This is a genomic window from Solihabitans fulvus (genome assembly GCF_008386585.1).
GTDB classification, from domain to species: domain Bacteria; phylum Actinomycetota; class Actinomycetes; order Mycobacteriales; family Pseudonocardiaceae; genus Solihabitans; species Solihabitans fulvus.
The window spans coordinates 163120-178969 of the sequence record NZ_VUOB01000038.1 but is presented as its reverse complement, the minus strand read 5'-3'; the positions used below and the strand labels follow the sequence as shown (position 1 = coordinate 178969).

Below are 15850 nucleotides of genomic sequence, written 5' to 3'. Positions count from 1 at the left end.
CGTGAGAAGTGCGAGGATCGCCCGTCATGCGCGTGCTGATGCTGTCCTGGGAGTACCCACCGGTGGTGGTCGGCGGGCTCGGCCGGCACGTGCACGCGCTGGCCAGCCGGCTCGCCGAGCAGGGACACGACGTGGTCGTGCTGTGCCGGCAGGAGGCCGGCAGCGACGCGAGCACGCACCCGACCACCGACGAGTCGGTCGAGGGCGTGCGGGTGATCCGGGTCGCCGAGGACCCGCCGCACCTGGTGTTCGAGCGGGACCTGGTGGCGTGGACGCTGGCCATGGGGCACGCGATGGTGCGCGCCGGGCTGGCGTTGCTCGGCGGCTGGCGGCCCGAGGTGGTGCACGCGCACGACTGGCTGGTGACGCATCCGGCCGTGGCGCTCGCCGAGGCGGCGGAGGTGCCGTTGGTCGCGACGATCCACGCCACCGAGGCTGGCCGGCACAGCGGCTGGCTGACCCAGTCGCTGAACCAGCAGGTGCACTCGGTGGAGTGGTGGCTGGCGAACCGGGCCGACACGGTGATCACCTGCTCCTCGTCGATGCGCGCCGAGGTGTCGCACCTGTTCGAGGTCGATCCGGCGACGATCTCGGTGCTGCACAACGGAATCGAGCCACGGGGCTGGCGGGTGCGCCCGGCCGACCTCGCGCAGGCGCGGGACCGGTACGCGCCGGGCGGCGAGCCGCTGCTGCTGTTCTTCGGGCGGCTCGAGTGGGAGAAGGGCGTCCAGGACCTGATCGCGGCGCTGCCGAAGGTGCGCCGCAGCCACCCCGGCACGCGGCTGGTCGTCGCCGGGCACGGCAGCCACGCGTCCTGGCTGGTCGAGCAGTCCCGCAAGCACCGGGTGCGGCGGGCGGTGGAGTTCGCCGGTCACCTGTCCGATCGGGAGCTGGCCGCGGTGCTGTCGGCCGCCGACGCCGTGGTGCTGCCGAGCAGGTACGAGCCGTTCGGCATTGTGGCGTTGGAGGCGGCCGCCGCCGGCACTCCCCTGGTCGCCTCGACGGCGGGCGGCCTCGGCGAGGTCGTGGTCGACGGCCGCACCGGCCTGTCCTTCGCGCCCGGCGACGTGGACGGCCTCGCGCACGCCGTGCACTCCGTGTTGGCGGACCGGCCCTCGGCGACCCGACGGGCGCGCGCCGCGAAGGCGCGGCTGGCCACCGACTTCGACTGGACGCGCATCGCCGAGGCGACCGCCGAGGTGTACCGACAGGCCACGGTGTCCGCCCCCGCGACCCTCGGCCGCCCCAAGATCGCCAGCGGCAACGCCTTCGGTCCGTAGCGGGAACTGGGCGGGCGCGGGACCGTCAGCGAGGCGTCAGGCGTGCGGCGGACCCGTTCCGGGCCTCCGCTGTCGACCGCCGCCGTCAGGACTCCAGCGTGCGGTTCAGCGCCTCGGACGCCTTGCGTGCCATGTCCGCCACCGCCGCGCGGCGGTCGGCGTCGGCGGCGTAGTCGGCGCTGCGGTCGCGGACCACCCTGGCCGGCGCGCCGACGGCGATCGAGTAGTCCGGGATGTCCCCGCGCACCACGGCGTGCGCGCCGAGCACACAGCCTCGGCCGACCCTGGTGCCGCGCAGCACGGTGACCTTGGTGGCCACCCAGCAGTCCGGGCCGATCCGCACCGGCGACTTCACGATGCCCTGGTCCTTGATCGGCTGGTGGATGTCGCTGGTGACGTGGTCGAAGTCGCAGATGTAGGTCCAGTCCGCGACCAGGGTGGCCGCGCCGATCTCGATGTCCAGGTAGCAGTTGACCGTGCTGTCCTTGCCGAACACCACCTTGTCGCCGAGGCGCAGCGAGCCCTCGTGGCAGCGGATCGCGTTGCCGTCGCCGATGTGCACCCAGCGGCCGATCTCCAGGCGTCCGTAGCCCGGCCGGCAGTGCAGGTCGACGCGCTTGCCAAGGAACACCATGCCGCGCAGCACCACGTGCGGGTTGGCCAGCCGGAACCGGAGCAGCCGCCAGTACCTGACCAGGTACCAGGGCGTGTACGCGCGGTGCCGCAGCACCCAACGCAACGAGTCGAGCGTCAGGAACCTGGCCTGGTCCGGATCGCGCCGCGCGCCGCGCCACGATCGCAGCCGCTCCGCCATCGGCGCGCCCCACATGCTGGTCATGGCTACCGAACGGTAGTCGAGCGCGCAGCGCGGTCGCGCACGCACTCCGCGTATCGCACCCGACGGGACCGCGCGGGGTCGGGCAGGATGCGATCACGTGACCACCAGGACCCCGCTGATCATCGACACCGACCCCGGCGTTGACGACGCGTTCGCGCTCGCGCTCGCCGCCGCCAGCCCCGAGGTCGACCTGCTCGCCGTGACCACCGTCTTCGGCAACGTCCCGCTGTCCGCGACCACCGTCAACGCGCGGCGGCTGCTCGCGCTGCTTGGCCGCGAGGACGTGCCGGTGGCGGCAGGCGCGGACCGGCCGCTGGTGCACCCGCACCCGCACCGGGCCCGCTACGCGCACGGCTCGGACGGGCTGTCCGGCCGTTCGGACACGCTGCCCGAGCCGACGCGCGCGCTCGATCCGAGGGACGCGGTCACGTTGATGACCGAGCTGCTCGCCGCCGCGACCGCGCCGGTCACCATCGCGGCGGTCGGCCCGCTGACCAACGTCGCGCTGCTGCTGGCCGCGCACCCCTGGGCGCGGGAGAAGATCGGCCGGCTGGTGATCATGGGCGGCGCGGTCGGCGGCGGCAACGTCAGCGCGGCCGCGGAGTTCAACATCTGGAGCGACCCGGAGGCCGCGCGCCGAGTACTGGCCGAGGAGCGCCTGCCGACGGTGTTGGTGCCGCTCGACCTGACCATGCGCTGCGCGGTCGACCTCGACTGGCTCGGCCGGGTCGAGGCCGCCGGGCCGGTCGGGGCGGCCCTGGTCGGGCTCACCGCCGAGTACCAGCGGCACTACGCGCAGTCGCTCGGCTGGCCCGGCCTGGTGCTGCACGACGCGGTCGCGGTCGCGGAGGCGGTGCGGCCGGGCATCCTGCGCACCACCAGGTATCCGGTGGACGTCGACTGCACGTTCGGGCCTGGCCGAGGGGCGACCGTGGCGGACCGCCGCCGCACCGAGGTCAACAGGGAGTACGGCGTCGATCAGGAGCAGGCCGTCGACTTCGCGCTGGACACCGACCTCGACGGCCTCCGACAGTTCGTCCTCGACCGGCTCAGCACCCTGTAGAACGACTCGGCACAAGCCGGGACGGTCAGGTGCGATGGGCCGTGCAGAGGAACGCGGTGGGGCTGCGCCCGACGCGGATCAGCACTCTGTAGAACCACTCAGCACAAGCCAGGACGGTCAGCACGCTCAGGTGCGGTGGGCCGTGCAGAGGAACGCGGTGGGGCTGCGCCCGACGCGGGTCAGCACCACCGTGGCCTCGGCGGGGCCGGCCAGCTTGAGCCTGCGGCGCAACGTGTTGGGGTCGACGTCCAGCCCGCGCACCAGGATCTCCAGCCGGCCGACCCCGTGCCGGCGCAGCATCGCCCGCAGGGTCTTCTCGTTGTAGTGCCCGTGTTCGGTCACCCGGAACGCCCGGATGCCCGGCGGCGGGGTGTCGCCGGTGAGGTAGGCGATGTGCTCGTCGAGCTGGCCGAGGCCGTGCCGCGCCGCGTACTGGCGGACCAGGCCGGACCGCACGACCGCGCCGTCGGGGTCGACGATCCACTCCCCGACCTCCCGCACCGGGCAGTCATCCGACTCCGCATCCGTGACCGTCCACTGTGGACCTCCGGAGCGCAGCACGGTGGCCCGCCGCCGGACGCCTGCGGTCGCGAGCCCGCCGGTCCACAGGCACGCCTCGCGCACCTGCCCGTCCAGCGACACGACCTCCACCTCGTCCGCCCACGGCGCGATGTCGAAGTCCAGCCCCGGCGCGCACTTCACGGCGAGGTCGACGCCGCGATAGGTCTCCGCCAGCTCGTCCAGCGGCGGCGCGAAGTCGCCGGGCTGCCAGCGCCGCCGCCCGCTCGCGTCCCGGCGCGCGGGGTCGGCGGTGACCGCCGTGCCCCTGGTGACCGGCCGCAGCGCGTCGGCCCGCGCGAGCACCGGCCCGACGCCGGCGACCGCACAGTTGTGCGCGGCCATGTCCAGCCGCACCTGGTCGAGGTCCGAGCCGACGCACCGCGCGGCGACCCTGGCCAGCCCGACCAGGTCGGCGCCGACCGAGCAGGTCACGTCGTGCACGTCGCGGCCGGCGAACCGCGCGGCCCGGTGCGCCGTCACGGCGGACGCGGTGGCCTGCTGGAGCGCGGCGTCGGTGAACAGCCAGTCGGCCGAATCGTCCACTTTGGACACCGCGCGGCGGCGCAGCAGCACGGTTTCCACCACGGTGGCGAAGCGCTCGCCGACGAGCTGCCGCGCCGAGACCACGTCGGCCAGTTGCGAGGCCGGGATCAGCGGCAGCGCGCCGACCTCGGCCAGCGCGCGGCCGCCTGCCGCCGACCGCAGGAACGCGACGTCCTCGCGGGTGAACTCGTAGCCCAACTCCGGCCGGCCCCGACTAGACGGGCTTGGTCCCGGCGATGAGCACGTTGTAGAACAGGTTGCGCGGCACCACCTTCGACAGCACCTGCTCGTCCAGCCAGGACAGCCGCTGCCAGGTCCGGTAGGCGAACATGGCCCAGCCGAAGCCGAGCTTCTCCCTCGGCACCGCGGCCTCGAAGGTCCGCACCGGCCAGCCGAACAGCGCGGCCGACAGCTCCTCGGTCACGGCCCTGACCCGCACCGCGCCGGCCCGCACCGCGGTGCGCTCCAGCTCGTCGGGGTCGAAGGTGTGGATGTCGACCACGGCCTCCAGCGCGGCGGCGCGGGACGACTCGTCCAGCTCCTCCTGCGGGCGCCGCCAGCTGTTGAGCACCGGCACGGCCTTGGTCACGTTGGTGGTCAGCCACCAGGTGGCCTGGCCGAGCTTGCGGGCGTAGAAGTCGCCGATCGTGGTCGGCTCGCCCGCGAACACGAACCGCCCGCCCGGCTTGAGCACCCGCAGCACCTCGCGCATGGCCGCCGACACGTCCGGGATGTGGTGCAGCACGGCGTGCCCGACGACCAGGTCGAAGGTGTTGTCCTCGTAGGGGATCCGCTCGGCGTCGGCGACCCGGCCGTCCACGTCGAGGCCGAGGTGCTCGGCGTTGCGCAGCGCGGCCTGCACCATGCCGGGCGACAGGTCGGTGACCGAGCCCTTGCTGGCCACGCCGCCCTGCATCAGGTTCAGCAGGAAGAAACCGGTGCCGCTGCCCAGTTCGAGCGCGTGCTCGTACGGCCCGACGTCGCCTGCGGCAAGCCGGAACCGGTCGACGGCGTAGGTGATGCAGCGCTCGTCGTAGGAGATCGACCACTTCTCGTCGTACGTACTGGCTTCCCAGTCGTGGTAGAGCACGTTGGCGAGCTTGGGGTCCTGCCAGGCGGCCTCGACCTGCTCCGCGCTGGCGTGCGGGTTGGGCGCCGGGTCTGCCTTCGCGGTCACGGACTTCTCGGTCACGGAGTTCACTTCCCGGTGAAGTTGGCCTTGCCCGGGCCGCTCTCGACGAACGACCGCATGCCGATCGTCTGGTCGTCGGTGGCGAACAGCGCGGCGAACAGGTGGCTCTCCAGCTTCAGCCCGCTGGCCAGGTCGCCGTCGAGGCCGCCGTCGATGGCCGCCTTCGCCGCGGCGAGGGCGCGGGACGCCGCGCCGGTGAACTGGCCGGCCCAGGCGCGCGCCGCCGAGTACACCTCGTCGGGGGCGACGACCTGGTCGACCATGCCGATGGCCAGGGCCTCCTCGGCGCCGACGAACCGGCCGGTGAACACGATGTCCTTGGCCTTGCTCGGGCCGACCAGCCGCGCCAGCCGCTGCGTGCCGCCGGCGCCGGGGATGATGCCGAGCAGGATCTCCGGCTGGCCGACCTTGGCGTTGTCGCCGGCGATCCGGCGGTCGCAGCACAGCGCCAGCTCGAAGCCGCCGCCGAGGGCGTAGCCGGTGATCGCGGCGACGGTGGGCTTGGGGATCTCGGCGACGGCCGCGAAGGAGGACGACAGCGCGTGCGCGCGGTCGGCCATCTCCACGTAGGACATGTCGACCATCTCCTTGATGTCCGCGCCGGCCGCGAACACCTTCTCGCCGCCGTACACGATCACCGCGCGGACGTCCTCGCGCTGCGCCGCCTCGTGCGCCGCGGCCCGGATCTCCTCCTGGACCTGCTTGTTGAGCGCGTTCATCGGGGGCCGTTCCAGCCGGATCGTGCCGATGCCGCCCTCAACCTCAAGCCTGACGAACTCGCCCATCCCCAGGTCCTCCTCGACCGTGATCCAGCGCTAGTCAACGGCAGGTTACCGCGCGGTAGCCCACCTCGTGGAACAGCTCACACGCGACGGCGGGCGAAGAAGCGGTCGCCAGCCTTCTGTAGGTCGAGGTCCTGGCCGAAGGTGGCGGACAGGTTCTCGGCCGTGATCACCTCGTCCAGCAGTCCCTGCGCGACGACCCCGCCCTCGCGCAGCAGCAGCGCGTGGGTGAAGCCGGGCGGGATCTCCTCGACGTGGTGGGTGACCAGCACCATCGCCGGCGCGTCCGGGTCGAGCGCCAGCTCGGACAGCCGCGCGACCAGGTCCTCCCGGCCGCCGAGGTCGAGCCCGGCCGCCGGCTCGTCGAGCAGCAGCATCTCCGGGTCGGTCATCAGCGCCCTGGCGATCAGCACGCGCTTGCGCTCGCCCTCGGACAGCGTGCCGAACAGCCGGTCGCCGAGGTGGTCGACGCCGAGGGCCGCCAGCAGCTCCAGCGCCCGGCCGGTGTCCAGCTCGTCGTAGTCCTCGCGCCAGCGGCCCAGCACGGCGTACCCGGCGCTGACCACGACGTCGACGACCTTCTCCTGCGCCGGCACGCGGGCGGCCAGCGCCGCGGAGCACAGGCCGATCCTCGGCCGCAGCTCGAACACGTCCACCCGCCCCAGCTGCTCGCCGAGCAGGTGCACGGTTCCCTCTGTCGGGTGCATCTCGGCGCCGGCCAGGCGCAACAGCGTGGTCTTGCCAGCGCCGTTGGGCCCGAGCACCACCCAGCGCTCGTCCAGCTCAACACTCCATTGCACGCCGCCGAGCAGCGTGTTCCGCCCTCGTCGCACGCTCACGTCCGCCATGTGCACGACCAGGTCGGTCACATCGACGTCAACGCGTCCATTCGAGTTGCTCCGCACCGTGCCCTGCCTCGCCCCGTGGTCGGTCACGCGACCATTGTTTATGACCGCAGTCGAGGGGCCGAGCACTGGGGGCTGACAGCCATGGTGGAGTTCGTCCCAGCGCCCCGATCGCACCGTGCTGGCAGGATCGACGAGGTGCTGCACAGAGGAGAGTCCGACCTGCCCGTGCTCGCCGGGCGCCCGTTTCCGCTTGGCGCGCACCCCGAGGCCGGTGGCGTGCGGTTCGCGGTGGCGTCCTCGGTCGCCGAGGCGGTCGAGGTGTGCCTGATCGGCGAGGACGACACGGAGCAGCGGATCGAGCTGACCGAGCGCACCTTCGGCGTGTGGCACGGCCTGGTGTCCGGCGTCACACCCGGCCAGCGCTACGGGTTCCGCGTGCACGGCCCGTACGACCCGGCGCGGGGCCTGCGGTGCAACCCGGCGAAGCTGCTGGTCGACCCGTACGCGCGGCTGATCACCGGCTCCCTGTCCCACCTGGACGCGGCGTTCACCTACCAGGACGACCCGCTGACCGGGCCGCCCTCGGTGGTGGACTCGCTCGGCAGCGTGCCGCTGTCCGTGGTGGCCTCCCCCGGCGGCGCGGACACCGGCCTGAAGCCGGAGATCCCGTTCGAGGAGGCCGTGCTCTACGAGGTGCACGTGCGCGGCTTCACCAAGCGGCATCCCGACGTGCCGGAGCACCAGCGCGGCACCTATCTCGGCCTTGCGCATCCCTCGGTCATCGAGCACCTGGTCCGGCTCGGCGTGACCACGGTCGAGCTGCTGCCCGTGCACACGATCTGCGACGAGCCCAACCTGCTGCGGTCGGGCCGGCGCAACTACTGGGGCTACTCCACGCTGGGGTTCTTCGCCCCGCACGCCGGCTACGCGAGCGAGCCGGGCCGCGAGGTGGAGGAGTTCCGCACGATGGTCGCGGCCCTGCACGCCGCCGGCATCGAGGTGCTGCTCGACGTCGTCTACAACCACACCTGCGAGGGCGGTGAGGGCGGCCCAACGCTGTCGTTCCGCGGCCTCGACGAGGGCGCCTACTACCTCCAGGGGCCCGAGGGCGGCATGCGGGACATCACCGGCACCGGCAACACGCTGGACGCCGGGTCGCCGACCGTGGTGCGGATGGTCACCGACTCACTGCGCTACTGGGCGACCGAGCTCGGCGTCGACGGCTTCCGGTTCGACCTGGCCAGCGTGCTCGGCAGGCCGGGCGGGCGGGAGTTCGACGCGAACTCGGCGCTGCTGACCGCGATCACCTGCGATCCCGCGCTGGCCAGGTGCAAGCTGATCGCCGAGCCGTGGGACGCCACCGGGGAGGGCTACCGGGTCGGCGCGTTCGCGCCGCAGTGGGCCGAGTGGAACGGCCGATACCGGGACACCGCAAGGGATTTCTGGCGGGGCGCGGTCGACGTGCGGGACCTCGCCTACCGGCTGTCCGGCTCGTCCGACCTGTACGCGGACGATCTGCGCAGGCCGTGGCAGTCGATCAACTTCGTCACCGCGCACGACGGGTTCACGCTGCGGGATCTGGTGTCCTACAACGACAAGCACAACGAGGCCAACGGCGAGGACAACCGGGACGGCACCAACGACAACCGGTCGTGGAACTGCGGGGCCGAGGGCGAGATCGACGACGAGGGGATTCGCGAGCTGCGCGGCCGGCAGGCCCGCAACCTGATGGCCACGCAGCTGTTGTCCACCGGGACGCCGATGCTGCTGGCCGGCGACGAAATGTGGCGGACCCAGGGCGGCAACAACAACGCCTACTGCGTCGACGACGAGACGTCCTGGCTGGACTGGTCGCAGGACAGCGCCGAGGCCGCGTCGATGTTCGCGTTCACCAGCAAGGTGATCGCGCTGCGCGCCGCGTGTCCCGCGCTGCGCCAACCGCAGTTCTTCGAGGGCCGCACGACCCACGACGGCGACCCCGACCTGATGTGGTTCCGGCCGGGCGGCGAGGAGATGGCCGAGACCGACTGGTTCGACGAGGGCAGGCGGACGCTGGTGATGTGGATCGACGGGTCCGGTTGCCTGTCCCGCACCAGGGAGGGCGAGCTGGTCCCCGACCACTCGTGGCTGATCGTGCTGCACGCCGGGGCGGATCCGGTCGACGTGGTGCTGCCGGACGCGCTGTACGGGGAGAAGTACCAGCTGGTGCTGGACACCAGCGTCCCGGACGGCACGCCGGCCGACACCGAGCCGAGGGAACCGGGCAGCTCGCTGCCGGTCGCAGGACGAGCGCTGCTGCTACTCCGTGCTGCGCACTGACTCCACTGTGTGACACCCTCTCCGCATGCGGCTGCGCTTCGGAGTCCGGGACGAGGAAGCTTTCCACACCACGAGCGCCGAGTTGGTGGAGCGGTTCGCCGACTGGCTGGACGAGCGCGAGGACTACCGCACGGACCCGGAAGTCAGCAGCCTGTTGTTCTTCTGGAAGTGGTCCAGCGGCGACGGCCACCTCGGCCGCTGGCGGCTGCCGGACATCCGCGAGTGTCTGGTGGACTTCCTGGCGAGCAAGCTGACCGCGCCGCCGGACCGGGCGAGGGAGGTTCCGGAGGCCTTGGCGTGCACCATGATCTTCCTCGGCGAGGCCGCGATGCTCACCAAGGACAGCGATCCAGCAGACCGGCTGTCCGCCTACGCGCTGGAACTCACCGAGGAGTTCCTCACCGCGATGGAGGCGACCAGGCCGCGAATCGGCCCGGTGCCGCTGCCGACGGAGGCCAGTCGCCGCGCCGCCGCGGGAAAAGCTCCGGTGCTGCGCCGGTTCGCGCAACTCCGCGGGTATTTCGGCGTGGCGGGCAAACCGCTCGACGAGGCCGGCGGGCTCGACCCCGAGACCACCGAGGCGTTGCTGGCCGTGTTGCGCGCGGACGGGGTCCTTGACCTGCTGGCCGGCGTCGAGCACCGCCAGCACGACGCGGACGTCCTCGCGCTGGAGTGGTACCTGTCCTGGGCGACGGTCGTCGGCGCGCTGCGCAGGGCCGACGGCCGGCTGGCCGAGGGCCCCACCTGGCCGCTGGTCGAGGCCGATCCGATCGAGGCGCTCGACCGCGCGGTCGACTCGCTAATCCTGTTGTCCCCCTTGAGTTTCCTGCGCGAACGCGCGGACGTCGACCTGGCGGCGTACGTCGAGGACGGGGCCGACCGGCTGCTCGGCGAGATCCTGGCAGGCGAGCTGCGCGCGGACGGCGCGAACCTGGACATCCTGGCCGAGCTGATGATCGACTCGGCGAACCACGGAATGCCGCTGTCCCGCGACCGGATCGACGCGGTGGTGCCCGACCTGATGCGGGAACTCCTCGCACTGCTGGCCGAGTGCGGCGTCCTCACCCTCGACGGCGGCCACACCACGCTGGTCGACGGCCGACCCCGGCAGCGCGGTGGCGTGGCGCGGCTGACGCAGTGCGGCTACCGGGTCGCGGCGCGGCGGGCGGAGAAGTTCGGCATCCGCGTCCTCGTGCGGCCGGATGCGGCCGACACCACCGCGGCCGACCTGGCGAGCCTGGTCGGCCGGATGGACCTGAGCGGCTGGTTCGCCGATCTGAAGGTGTGGGCGCAGGACCGGCCGGAACCGCAGGCGTGCCGCGAGTTGCTGGCGGAGATGTTCGCGCAGGGCAGGCCACCGATCCAGTCGCTGACCGGCCTCGACCTGGTCGGCGTCGCCTTCGAGGAGGCCGCGCCCGCGCAGGTCCGCCTGCTGCTCGGCGGTCCGAACGACTTCGCCGCGGTGGTGTGGCTGCTCAACCGGGGCCACCTCGAGGAGGCGGAGATCGGCGCGGAGCGGCTGGCCAACGCGCGGATCCAGTTCCTCGGTGTGCTGCTGGACGGCCAGGGCGCGGACACCGTCGCGAGGTGGGTGGTCGACGTGCGGTCGCCGCAGGAGCAGCTGGACTTCCTCACCGAGCTGTGGAACTCGACGCACGCCCGCACCGCCGAGGTGCTGGACGCCATCGGCACCGCGCACCCCGACCGAGACCTGGCCAGGACGGCCCGCCGCCTCGCCGCGAAGTACCGCAGCCGCCGCGCCTGACCGTTTGTGGCAGTCGCCTCGCCAGGGGTGCGCGGTGGTGCCGAAGCTCAGCCGATCAGACCCGGCCGCCGTGCACCGGTTCGCTGAGTCCGCCCGTGCCGCTCATCGTGTTCCCGGCCGATGCGCCGTCGCTGATGTGCAGGACCGCGTCGGCCCCGTCGAGGGTCACGCGGTCGAGCGCGTAGTAGCCCCGCTCCGGGATGGTGTCGGCGCGCGTGCGGGCGGACGGGATCTCGGTGGTCAGCGTCAGACCCCAGATGGTGCTGCGGCCCTGAAGGAAGCCCTCGTACGTGTCCGCCGCCGGCTCCGCGAGCCCGAGCGCGTCGCTGCGGCCAAGGCTGCCCGCGAAGAAGGTGTACTTCTCGCCAAGCAGGGCACTGACGATGGCGCCAGCGCCGATCCAGTTGAAGTCCTCGTCGGTCATGCGCAGGGTGCTTGGGCTCTTCTGTAGGTGGGCGTTGTGCGCGCAGACCAGGGTCGCTCCCCGTTGGGCCTCGATGGTTCGGATGTCGAGGAGGTTCTTGGCCATGATCGCGTCCCTGGTGGCCAGCAGGCGGGACAACCGAGGACCCCGGTCGAGGCGCTGCGCCGCCTGCTTGTGGTAGCGGAGCAGGTCGAGACCGGCGGTGAGCTGCGTTTTGGCCCTGAACCACTCGTCCCGCGAGGTGGCCGCGATCAGTTCGGGTGCGCGCGCGTGGAGCGCGGTGAGCAGGTCCTCGGCGGCCGACCGCAGCCGCTCGGCCTCAGCCGTGGCGCCCATCGACATCGCCGGGTCCAGGATGGCCTCCGTGCGGCCCCACTGTTCGTCGTCGCCGGCGAGGCCCGCCAGGTCGACGTCGAGTCCCAGGTAGTCGCGGGCGTGTTCGAGGTAGCGCCGGGGGCTGGGCGCGCTGGTGTTCTCCGTCGGGGCGTCGAAGCCATGGAAGGCCAGTCGCTCCGCCGACGGTCGGCTCCGGTTGTGGTCGCGCATCCAGCTGACCAGGTTCCTGTTGCCGACCAGGGCTCCGAAGTCGTGCGAGAAGCCCTCGCTCAGCACCACGTCGAGGGTGCCAACGCCATCCTGGACGAAGTCGTTCACGGCGAGCGCGGCCACCCGATCGGTCTCCAGCGCGATCGACCGGACACCTCGGTCGATCAGCTGGACGAACAGTTCGTTGCGGACCCGCGCGAAGGCCGGTTCCTGGTGCGTCGGCTCGCCGATCGCCACCAGCTCGGCCGACGCGGTGACGAAGTCTCGAATGTCCTGACTCATGAGACTCAATCGTATCGTTGACAGCCCAGTTGAGACTTTCCAAGCGCTCGCCACCATTTCATCCACTAAAGTCTCAAACCGATGAGAACCCTGCGACCGGCCGACCTGGCGCGCGAACACGGCATCTCGACCCAGGCCGTCCGCAACTACGAGCGCGACGGGTTCCTCCCACCCGCCGAGCGCACCGGCAGCGGCTACCGGATCTACACCGACGCGCACGCGACCGCGCTCCGCACGTTCCTCGCGCTCATCCCGGCCTACGGGCACTCGACCGCAGGCCGGATCATGAACGCGCTGCACCGCGACCGGCTCAACGACGTCCTGACGATCATCGACCGCGGCCACCACCAGTTGCTCCGCGACCGAGACACCCTGGACGCGGTCCGCAAGGCGGTGGACCACCTGACGGCCGAGTCCGACGCCGTCCCGGACCTGGCGGACGACCCCGAATCCCGCACCATCGGCGAACTCGCCCACCAGCTCGGCGTCACCCCGGCCACCCTGCGCAACTGGGAGGACGCCGGCATCCTCACCCCGGCACGGGACTCGGTCACCGGCTACCGCCTGTTCCGCGCGAGCGACACCCGCGACGCCGAACTCGCCCACTTGCTCAGGCGCGGGGGCTACCCGCTGGATCACATCGCCACCGTGGTCAGCCAGATCCGAACGGCCGGCGACACCGACACGCTGTCCGGCGCCCTGGACGACTGGCAACGAAAGCTCACCGCGCAGGGCCTCGCCATGCTCGACGCGGCCGCCCAGCTCAGCCACTACCTGAACCTGCCCGGCCGTCCCGCGCCAACGGGATTCGCGCGTACCACTGAGTGGGAGTCGATGCGGTAGGCGACCGGTCATGGCACGATCGCGACCGTGTACCGCCCGCTGTTCACCTGGTGCGACCGCGCCGTCGACCTGTTGCTGGTCGCCTCGTGCGCGTGTCGCGGGACGCGGCGCGCAACGGGCTCGTAGGCGGGAGTTCCCCCGTTCGCGAGGGCCCTGGTTCGCCGCGTCTCCATCGCTGACAGGACCCGCCTGCCACCAGGAGCGAACGATGACGGCCTCGGTCAACGAACTCGACGTCCACCCCACCCTCGATCTGCCGCTGTTGCACGACCTGATCCACCCTGAGCGTCCGTTGTGGACGCCGCGCCAGCTCCGCGACCTGACCTCGATCGTGGCGAGCGAACTGACCACCCCGCTGCTGGACGTGCTGCGCTTCGAGCGGGCCGAACGCTGGTGGGTGCGGCTGGCGTTGACCGAGGGTGTCGAGCTGTGGCTGCTGTCCTGGCTGCCAGGTCAGGGCACCCAGCCACACGACCACGGCGGCGCGGCCGGGTCGTTCACGGTGCTGCTCGGCGACCTCACCGAGGACTACCGCTACCCGGCAGGGCCGATCCGCAGCGAGCGCCGTGAGGTCGGCGCGACCGTGGGGTTCGGCGCGGGTCGCGCGCACCAGGTCCGCAACCTGGACCGGCGCGACGCGGCCAGCGTGCACGCGTACTCGCCGCCGCTGGTGCCCACGCGCGAGTACGCGAGCCTCGCCGACATTCCGACCACGATCCCGCAGCTGCCGGCGCAGGTGCGGCGATGACCGCGCGGCCGGGGTTCGGCGTGGACGACCTGCTCGCCGAGGCGCGCGGGGAGCTGCGGCGGGTCGAGCCCGCGGAGGCGGACGAGCTGCGCAGGGCCGGGGCGCTGCTGGTGGACATCCGGCCGCACCACAACCGGCTGGCCGAGGGCGAGATCCCCGACTCGATCCCGATCGAGCGGATCGTGCTCGAATGGCGGCTCGACCCGTTCGGCGAGCACAAGCTGCCCGAGCTGACCGAGGACACGCGGGTGGTCGTGCTGTGCAACGAGGGCTACGCGTCCAGCCTCGCGGCGCGGGACCTGCGCCGAATCGGCCTGCGGCACGCCACCGACCTGGTCGGTGGCTACCGAGCCTGGCGCGCCGCGGGCCTGCCGATCCGCGAAGGCGGCACCCAGCCAATCACCTGACGCACCGCCCAACCGCGCCACTGCACCAACCACCACCGCACCACCCGACCGCGCCGCTGGACTACCCACCGCACCACCCACCGTCACCACCCGCCGGCACCACCCAACCGCGCCACCGATCTGCCCCATCGGGCAACACCTCTGCACCGTGGCAGACCACTCACCCACATACGCGACGCAACCTGTGCACTACCGGTAACGTCTCGAGGTTCGTGCGCTTCAGACGAATGCTCCTGCGTCCGGGCACGTTGTTGTCGATCGCCGTGCTGGCCGTCATCGTGCCGCTGTCCTGGGACAAGGACGGCGTCTTCGTCGCCCTTCTCGGCGACCTGTCGGGCTTCCTGCTGGCCTTGGCCGCCATGCAGCTCGGCATCCTGCTCGGCGCGCTCGCGTTCGGCGTTCGGGTGCACTACGTGATGGTCGGTGTCGGCGCGAAGGTGCGCGAGTGGTCCTCGCCGAGACGGCGCGTGGTGCTGCGGGCGATCCCGCTGCTGTTCCACGTCGGCATCGGCCCGCAGCGCGCGCCCGCCCGGCGGCGGATGTGGCTGGCCAGCATCGGCTCGGCCACGGTCGGCCTGATCGCGGTCGGGTTGTGCTGGCTCGGTGCCGGCGCGACGTACTGGATGGGCGCGGCCGTGTCCGCGACGGCGACGCTGGCGCATTCGCTGCTGCCGCGCCGGACCGCGGGCTCGACGTCGGTCGGCTGGTACCTGTTCCGGTTGCCGGGGCTGACCGGCCGTCCCGCCGCGGAACTGGACGCAGCGCCGTTGGTCGCGCAGACCGTGGACGCGATGGAGGCCGGCAACCTGGACGCGGCGGAGCGCTCCGCCCGCCAGCTCGCCGACCTGCACCCGCAGTTGAACAGCGCGACGGCGGCGCGGGCCGCGCTGCTCAACGCCAGGGGTCGGTACGGCGAGGGCCTGCTGCTGATCAGCGGGCTGATGCGGCTGCCGGACCAGCAGCCGAGGGAAATGGCGATGGTGCTGGCAGGGATGGCCGGCCTCGCCGCGGCGGCCGTCGAAGCCGGACAGCTCGAACCGGACGTCGGGTTGCCGGCGGCGCACCGGGCCGCGGACGGCGCCGCCGAGCTGGGCTGCCCGAAGTACCGGCTGACCGGCACGCTCGGCCTGTTGGCGCTGTTGGAGGGCGAGCCGCACAAGGCGATCAGCCTGGCGACGCAGGGCGCTGAGCTGAGCGACTACGCCCTGACCAGGGCGGACGACCTGGCCACGGTGGCCCGCGCCCACATGGCGGCCGGCAACAACGCGGCGGCGCGGGAGGCACTGGCCGAAGCCGAGACACTGGCCGCGTGGTGGCCCCGAGTCGCCGAGACCCGAGCCCGCCTGGACATCAGCTGACCAGCCACCCGGCGCACCTCGCGCTTCCACCGGACCCGCCGCACCTCACGC

The 15850-nt window shown here is 72.3% G+C and carries 15 protein-coding genes; 8 read left to right on the top strand and 7 right to left on the bottom strand.

What is annotated here, in order from left to right:
• Positions 1 to 26 precede the first annotated feature (26 nt).
• On the top strand, positions 27 to 1280 hold the full coding sequence (locus tag F0L68_RS21665) for a glycosyltransferase family 4 protein (RefSeq protein WP_149851447.1): 1254 nt from the start codon (positions 27 to 29) through the stop codon (positions 1278 to 1280).
• An 85-nt stretch (positions 1281 to 1365) separates the two neighbouring features.
• On the opposite strand, the gene F0L68_RS21660 is transcribed toward F0L68_RS21665, so the two are convergent.
• Positions 1366 to 2118, bottom strand: coding sequence for an acyltransferase (locus tag F0L68_RS21660; RefSeq protein WP_149851446.1), 753 nt, complete (start codon positions 2116 to 2118; stop codon positions 1366 to 1368).
• A 97-nt stretch (positions 2119 to 2215) separates the two neighbouring features.
• On the opposite strand from F0L68_RS21660, the gene F0L68_RS21655 reads away from it, so the two are divergent.
• Positions 2216 to 3181, top strand: coding sequence for a nucleoside hydrolase (locus tag F0L68_RS21655; RefSeq protein ID WP_149851445.1), 966 nt, complete (start codon positions 2216 to 2218; stop codon positions 3179 to 3181).
• Positions 3182 to 3307: 126 nt separating this feature from the next.
• Here the strand turns inward: F0L68_RS21655 and F0L68_RS21650 are convergent, their stop codons facing one another.
• The 4 genes from F0L68_RS21650 to F0L68_RS21635 form a co-directional block, all read right to left on the bottom strand.
• Positions 3308 to 4483: a class I SAM-dependent methyltransferase gene (locus F0L68_RS21650; RefSeq protein WP_149851444.1), complete on the bottom strand. Its 1176-nt coding sequence runs from the start codon at positions 4481 to 4483 to the stop codon at positions 3308 to 3310.
• A gap of 16 nt (positions 4484 to 4499) precedes the next feature.
• Positions 4500 to 5462, bottom strand: a complete 963-nt coding sequence (locus tag F0L68_RS21645; RefSeq protein WP_149851499.1) for a class I SAM-dependent methyltransferase — start codon at positions 5460 to 5462, stop codon at positions 4500 to 4502.
• Positions 5463 to 5482: 20 nt separating this feature from the next.
• A complete protein-coding gene (locus F0L68_RS21640) occupies positions 5483 to 6262 on the bottom strand; it encodes an enoyl-CoA hydratase/isomerase family protein (RefSeq protein ID WP_149851443.1) in 780 nt (259 codons plus the stop codon).
• A 77-nt stretch (positions 6263 to 6339) separates the two neighbouring features.
• Positions 6340 to 7107, bottom strand: a complete 768-nt coding sequence (locus tag F0L68_RS21635) for an ABC transporter ATP-binding protein (protein ID WP_149851498.1) — start codon at positions 7105 to 7107, stop codon at positions 6340 to 6342.
• 195 nt (positions 7108 to 7302) lie between these two features.
• Here F0L68_RS21635 and glgX point away from each other — a divergent pair, with 195 nt between their 5' ends.
• A complete protein-coding gene (gene glgX, locus F0L68_RS21630) occupies positions 7303 to 9426 on the top strand; it encodes a glycogen debranching protein GlgX (RefSeq protein ID WP_223199008.1) in 2124 nt (707 codons plus the stop codon).
• 25 nt (positions 9427 to 9451) lie between these two features.
• A complete protein-coding gene (locus F0L68_RS21625) occupies positions 9452 to 11191 on the top strand; it encodes a hypothetical protein (protein WP_149851441.1) in 1740 nt (579 codons plus the stop codon).
• Positions 11192 to 11246: 55 nt separating this feature from the next.
• Here F0L68_RS21625 and F0L68_RS21620 read toward each other — a convergent pair whose 3' ends face one another.
• The gene (locus tag F0L68_RS21620) at positions 11247 to 12443 is read right to left on the bottom strand and encodes an erythromycin esterase family protein (RefSeq protein ID WP_149851440.1); all 1197 of its coding nucleotides are present in this window, start codon (positions 12441 to 12443) and stop codon (positions 11247 to 11249) included.
• An 81-nt stretch (positions 12444 to 12524) separates the two neighbouring features.
• Here F0L68_RS21620 and F0L68_RS21615 point away from each other — a divergent pair, with 81 nt between their 5' ends.
• A complete protein-coding gene (locus F0L68_RS21615) occupies positions 12525 to 13286 on the top strand; it encodes a TioE family transcriptional regulator (protein WP_149851439.1) in 762 nt (253 codons plus the stop codon).
• Between the two features lie 8 nt (positions 13287 to 13294).
• Here F0L68_RS21615 and F0L68_RS42530 read toward each other — a convergent pair whose 3' ends face one another.
• Positions 13295 to 13459 (bottom strand): hypothetical protein, encoded by a 165-nt coding sequence (locus tag F0L68_RS42530; RefSeq protein WP_188316725.1) that lies wholly within the window; start codon positions 13457 to 13459, stop codon positions 13295 to 13297.
• 35 nt (positions 13460 to 13494) lie between these two features.
• Here F0L68_RS42530 and F0L68_RS21610 point away from each other — a divergent pair, with 35 nt between their 5' ends.
• The 3 genes from F0L68_RS21610 to F0L68_RS21600 all read left to right on the top strand — a co-directional run bounded on the left by F0L68_RS21610 (position 13495) and on the right by F0L68_RS21600 (position 15799).
• Complete coding sequence (locus F0L68_RS21610) at positions 13495 to 14034, top strand: cysteine dioxygenase (RefSeq protein ID WP_149851438.1); 540 nt, start codon at positions 13495 to 13497, stop codon at positions 14032 to 14034.
• A complete protein-coding gene (locus F0L68_RS21605) occupies positions 14031 to 14441 on the top strand; it encodes a rhodanese-like domain-containing protein (RefSeq protein WP_149851437.1) in 411 nt (136 codons plus the stop codon). The genes F0L68_RS21610 and F0L68_RS21605 overlap by 4 nt, the downstream gene beginning before the upstream one ends.
• A 227-nt stretch (positions 14442 to 14668) precedes the next feature.
• Positions 14669 to 15799, top strand: a complete 1131-nt coding sequence (locus F0L68_RS21600) for a hypothetical protein (protein ID WP_149851436.1) — start codon at positions 14669 to 14671, stop codon at positions 15797 to 15799.
• Positions 15800 to 15850 lie beyond the last annotated feature (51 nt).